At 42.7% G+C, this 5,792-nt stretch carries 5 protein-coding genes; 3 read left to right on the top strand and 2 right to left on the bottom strand.

Annotated features, from left to right (window positions below; all coding sequences use genetic code 11):
- On the top strand, positions 1 to 1,416 hold a 1,416-nt coding region (locus ACT3RN_RS14205; RefSeq protein ID WP_444518738.1), incomplete at its 5' end, for an L-serine ammonia-lyase.
- A 344-nt stretch (positions 1,417 to 1,760) separates the two neighbouring features.
- Here the strand turns inward: ACT3RN_RS14205 and argJ are convergent.
- Together argJ and xthA are read right to left on the bottom strand one after the other, a co-directional pair.
- A complete protein-coding gene (gene argJ / locus ACT3RN_RS14200) occupies positions 1,761 to 2,984 on the bottom strand; it encodes a bifunctional glutamate N-acetyltransferase/amino-acid acetyltransferase ArgJ (RefSeq protein WP_192520563.1) in 1,224 nt (407 codons plus the stop codon).
- A 71-nt stretch (positions 2,985 to 3,055) separates the two neighbouring features.
- On the bottom strand, positions 3,056 to 3,880 hold the full coding sequence (gene xthA, locus ACT3RN_RS14195) for an exodeoxyribonuclease III (protein ID WP_192520562.1): 825 nt from the start codon (positions 3,878 to 3,880) through the stop codon (positions 3,056 to 3,058).
- A gap of 321 nt (positions 3,881 to 4,201) precedes the next feature.
- Here xthA and ACT3RN_RS14190 point away from each other — a divergent pair, with 321 nt between their 5' ends.
- Positions 4,202 to 4,762 (top strand): thioesterase family protein, encoded by a 561-nt coding sequence (locus tag ACT3RN_RS14190; RefSeq protein WP_192520561.1) that lies wholly within the window; start codon positions 4,202 to 4,204, stop codon positions 4,760 to 4,762.
- A gap of 9 nt (positions 4,763 to 4,771) precedes the next feature.
- Complete coding sequence (locus tag ACT3RN_RS14185) at positions 4,772 to 5,626, top strand: ABC transporter ATP-binding protein (RefSeq protein ID WP_192520560.1); 855 nt, start codon at positions 4,772 to 4,774, stop codon at positions 5,624 to 5,626.
- The last annotated feature ends 166 nt before the right edge of the window (positions 5,627 to 5,792 follow it).

The raw sequence follows: 5,792 nt of genomic DNA, 5'->3' as shown, positions 1-5,792 counted from the left end.
TTATTTAAAATCGGCATAGGCCCATCAAGTTCGCATACAGTCGGACCGATGGTTGCTGCCAACCTTTTTTTAGCATCATTCACCAAGCAAACAGCACTGACAACGATTAAAACAATTGAAATTGAGCTTTATGGCTCTTTGGCAGCGACAGGCAAAGGACATGCAACAGATACAGCCATCTTGCTCGGACTACTTGGCCATACACCCAGTACGATAGACACGCGTATGACTAGCAATTATCTAGCCCCCATTTTCTCTGACAAGGTATTAGCGGTATCAGGCACACATAGCATTGGATTTGATACAGAGCAAGACATTCATTGGCATGATGATACGGTTCTACCCTATCACCCTAATGCACTGACACTTCGAGCAGTACTAACAGATAGCACTCTGTATCAGAAAACATATTATTCAGTCGGTGGCGGCTTTGTGATTAATGAAGAAGATGCCACCAATCCAGATGAAGATCATGCCAGCCCGACAATTGATGTGGTTCCTTACCCGTTTAATAGCGCTGCAGAACTATTAGAGCAATGCCATCAGCACCAGCTGAGCATTAGCGAGTTGGTACTGGCAAATGAATGTCACTACCGCGACCAAGCTGACGTTTTTGCTTATTTGGATTCTATTTGGACGGCTATGCAAGACTGTGTAACACGAGGATGTCAAAGCAGTGGCATATTACCTGGTGGTTTGGATGTAAAGCGTCGTGCTCAATCCTTGCATCTGCAATTGTGCGCTGAGAAACACCAGACTCTGACGGAAAATGATAAGCTTGCCGCGATGGATTGGATTGACCTATATGCCTTGGCGGTCAATGAAGAGAACGCCAACGGTGGCAATGTTGTGACTGCGCCTACCAATGGTGCGGCAGGCATTATCCCTGCGGTCATGCATTATTACCGTGACTTTTTAGCAAACTACAGCATTGAAGGTGCACGCCAGTTTTTATTAAATGCCACCGCTATCGGTAGCTTAATCAAACAGAACGCCTCAATATCTGGTGCTGAGGTCGGCTGTCAAGGTGAGGTTGGCTCCGCTTGTGCAATGGCAGCCTCTGCATTGGCCGAAATACTAGGCGGCGATCCTGCCAAATGCCTCAATGCTGCAGAAATTGGCATTGAGCATAACTTAGGCCTGACCTGCGATCCTGTTGGCGGCTTGGTACAGGTGCCCTGCATCGAGCGCAATGCGATGGGCGCGGTAAAAGCAGTTAATGCTGCTCGTCTTGCCTGCCGCGGTAATGGACAGCACTTTGTCTCTTTAGATAAAGTGATCGAAACCATGAGAGTAACAGGGGCTGACATGCTCGATAAATATAAGGAAACATCACGTGGCGGACTTGCCATCTATGCAGACAACCGCATACCTACAGCGACTCGTGGATTTAGTGTTAATTATAGCCAGTGTTAATGTTAAACATATATAGTCAGTGAAATACAGTCAAAATATCCTAAAAACGCTACGGTATTGCTGATATCGATTTTTTGTAGCCTCTGTCTGCGCAGGCACAGCAAGCGAGAAAAATTTATATCAGCGATGCATGGTGTATTGATATTACTTTTCACTGACCATACTAAACCGCTACGGCGTTACCCTCCTTAGATGTACTATTTGTACAATCTATAATCGTTCGACTATAGTTAGATATATTCCCAAAAGCATTACCTTACAAACAACAAAAAAAGCCTCTAATACTTTAGAGGCTTTTTATCATGTGCGATATCTATTCATAATTGCACAATATATCGGCACTTTTAGCTACGATAATCGGCATTTATTTTGACATAGTCATAGGATAAATCGCAGGTATATACCGTATCACTGAAATCACCACGTGCAAGATCAATATGGATGGTAATCTCAGGGCGACTCATGACCGTATTGCCCGCCTCTTCCATATAACTGGGCGCAACACCGCCATTTTCACATATCATCACATCATCGAGATAGACATCGACTTGTTCGGTATCCAAATCTTCAACACCAGCATAGCCAACAGCAGCTAAGATACGTCCCCAGTTAGCATCACTGGCAAAGAACGCTGTTTTTACGAGTGGTGAATGAGCAACGGCATACGCCACATCACAACACTCTTGTGTCGTCTGACCACCAGTAACTTTTACTGTCATAAACTTGGTTGCGCCTTCTCCGTCACGCACAATCAATTGTGCCAAACGTAAGAACACTTCACTCAAAGCAGCAAACACAGCTTTATAATGTGGGTGTTCTGGGCTATCAATCACCTCTGAGCTAGCAGCACCAGTGGCTATCAAGACACAACAGTCATTGGTCGAGGTATCACCATCGACAGTAATACGGTTAAAAGACTGCTCATTGATGGCACTTAGCATTTCTTGTAATACGTTAGCTGCGATATTGGCGTCAGTCGCTACGTAACCCAGCATGGTGGCCATATTTGGCCGTATCATACCTGAGCCTTTTGACATTCCTGTAACGTGGTAGTTAGTGCCAGCAACATCAATTTTTTGGCTGGCAAGCTTAGGAATGGTGTCAGTAGTGCGAATACCATTTGCTGCTGCAAGCCAATTATCAGCGCCTAGATTGGTAAGCGCATTATCCAAACCTGCGATCACTGCATCGCTATTCAACGGCTCACCAATGACACCAGTAGAGAATGGCAATACGCTACTACTATCCACCCCTGCCTTACTAGCCAGTGCAGTACAGATATCGATAGCACGACGTTTGCCATCAGCGCCCGTTCCTGCATTGGCATTGCCTGTGTTGGTCACCAAATAGCGTGGACTGGCTTTCGCAAAATTCTCACGTAAGACACTTACAGGTGCAGCACAAAAAGTATTTTTGGTAGTAACAACAGCAGTAGTCGCCGTATCTGCTATCTCAATCACGACCAAATCGTCACGGTCTTTGTAACGCACGCCCGCTGCGGTCGCACTCAATTTGATACCTTCGATAGGATAAATCGTATTGGGTATTGCTACATTTCCGACAGCCATTATGAAATCCTTATTGTTCAGTTTTGAGAGGATATAGTTTAATTAGAACACGCCTTAATACTATATGTTTACTACAATTTTTTTAAATCAAAAGCCGACCAAATTGGCGCATGGTCAGAGGGTTTTTCCATCGCTCGCAGCTCATAACTGATACCTGCCTCAACACATGCATCAACTAAATCTGCGGTACACAGAATATGATCGATACGCAGTCCACGCTTAGGCTCATCATTAAAACCTCGGCTACGGTAGTCAAACCAACTATAAAACTCAGTGCTTTCTGGATAATGCAAACGGTACGTATCCGTCAATTCACGTGACATCAATGCACTATACCACTCACGTTCTTCTGGCAAAAAAGAGCTTTTTCTATTTTTAAGCCAGCGCTTTGCATTGGCTTCACCGATACCGATATCAACATCCTCTGGAGCGATATTCATATCTCCCATAATGATGAGTGAACGACCCTCTGCTTTTAGCGTATCAATATAAGTCATCAAGTTTGCATAGTAAGCACGTTTCATCGGAAATTTGGTCGGATGATCTTGGCTTTCTCCTTGCGGGAAATAACCATTGAGAACATCGACTTCACATCCATCAAACTCATACCGCGCATGAATGAAACGCTTTTGTGCTTCTTCATCTTCACCAGGAAAACCTTTTTGCACAAAAATAGGTGCGACTTTAGATAAAAGCGCAACACCATAATGTGCTTTTTGCCCAAAATATTCTACGTGATAACCCAAACTTTCTATATTTTCTATAGGAAACTGCTCATCATGTACTTTGGTTTCTTGCAGACCCATCACATCAGGATCGATGACGTCTCGCACAGCCTCAAGTTGATGTTGGCGAGCACGAATACCATTAATATTAAAGCTGACAAAACGGGTCATAAGTTATCCTATACTGATTGATGAAAATACGGTACTAATACGAATAGTTGAGAGGCAAAATACAAACCCCTATGATAACAGACGTAGAGCGACCTAACTATTGCGTGTCCTGATATCTTAAGCTAGAGTAGCTCTTATTATTAATTATTGTTTCTCTCATAGTTTTGGACAACACGTTACTATCGTTCCAACCCTATCATTAAAAAACGACATTATTATTAGACAAAAACAGAAATTACTAGAGTGCCCCTTAGCAGCTATTTAGCAAAAACTTCAAACCATTTCTATTTATTTATACTGATAACAATACCGAGCATGATTATGACAACCACTAATAGCAAAAGTCCAATTACCGCATTAACAGCGACCAACGAAATTACGCCATTGTTTGCTAAAGATTATAATGTCTATATTAACCATACTGATGCTGGCGGTATAGTCTACCATGCCAATCATTTGGTGTTTTTCGAAAACTGCCGCCGCGATTGGTTTAGTCATCTTGGTTTGAATGGCTATTTTTTGCAGACGGATAAAGGTGATGTACAGCATTTTGTCGTGAGTCAAGCAGACTTGCAATACAAACGAGCCATTCTCTTAGATGAAGTCATCAGCGTGCGTGTCGATAAAATAGAGTTAAAGCCTGCCAGTATAATTTTTCATCAAAGTATTCATCGCCATATAGCAGACAGCACCACTAGCCATAATATCAATGCGAGCAGCAGTTTATTAAGTAGCGCCAAAATCGTTATTGCCTGTGTACAAAATCAAGTAAGATCAAATACCATTGGTAATGACACTGCATCTATGCGCCCTATCCGTGTGCCACAAAAATTACGTACTGCCATTGAACAAGCCATTAACGAGCAAATGAATGCACAGTGATACTAAGGTATGAGTAAACAAAATGGTAAAAATGTGCATGATGTTAAGCTAACATTCGAGAATGTTTGGGTGTACAGCCAAGACACAGCTAGTCGCTATACCCATGATCATGACACAAACATTGACACAAAAACATCTCGACCACCTAGCATTTATCAAAAATGGTCTGATAAATTCAGAAAATTCGTAGCAGCCGACCCTATTTCTATTACCCATAAACGAGTATTAATAAATGGTGTGACTGGTCAGCTGCTGGCAGGGCAAGTAACCGTCTTGACTGGGTCTTCTGGTAGTGGAAAATCCGTATTGTTACGAGTATTAGCAGGACTATTGCCTATAAGCCGCGGTGATATTTACTTAAATAACGATGACATCTCAAGTATCAATGCCTATCAGAGCATTCACGATACCGTTCCCACACAATGGCGCACCCAGATAGCCTTACTAGCACAACATCCACAGTTACTAGAAGGCCGTGTCATTGACAATCTAAAAATACCCTATAGTCTACAAGCTCATCAGCAGCGCCGTTTTGATATAGATTGGCATATAGCACAGCTTGAACATATGCAACGAAACGCTGATTTTTTGTATCAAGATACCACTTACTTATCTGGTGGCGAACGGCAGTTGGTCAATACCTTACGTCTTTTACAATTAAGTCCGCAGGTATTATTACTAGATGAGCCTACAGCTGCTTTAGACGTCGATACGTCAGCACAGCTGGTACAACTACTTATGAGCTGGCTACGGCTAGATAGAAGGCGCACATTATTGTGGGTTACTCATGATACGCAAGATATCATGCCATTAGCCAATCATCACTGGCATATGCAAGCAGGAATACTATCCCAAGTTTTTTAACACAAGCAACCAAAACCAATACCTTTAATCGTTACAGAAAACGATAAGCGGTACGGATGATATACAGATGATTCTAACTTACGGTGATATCGCCCTTGCCAGCAGTCTAATTTTCATCGTTCTTATCGTGTCATGGCGACTACGCTTACATCTGACCAAAATACTT

It is taken from the genome of Psychrobacter sp. AOP5-GZ1-6 (genome assembly GCF_052376345.1).
Classification (GTDB): Bacteria; Pseudomonadota; Gammaproteobacteria; order Pseudomonadales; family Moraxellaceae; genus Psychrobacter.
This window is presented reverse-complemented; position numbering and strand designations above follow the sequence as displayed.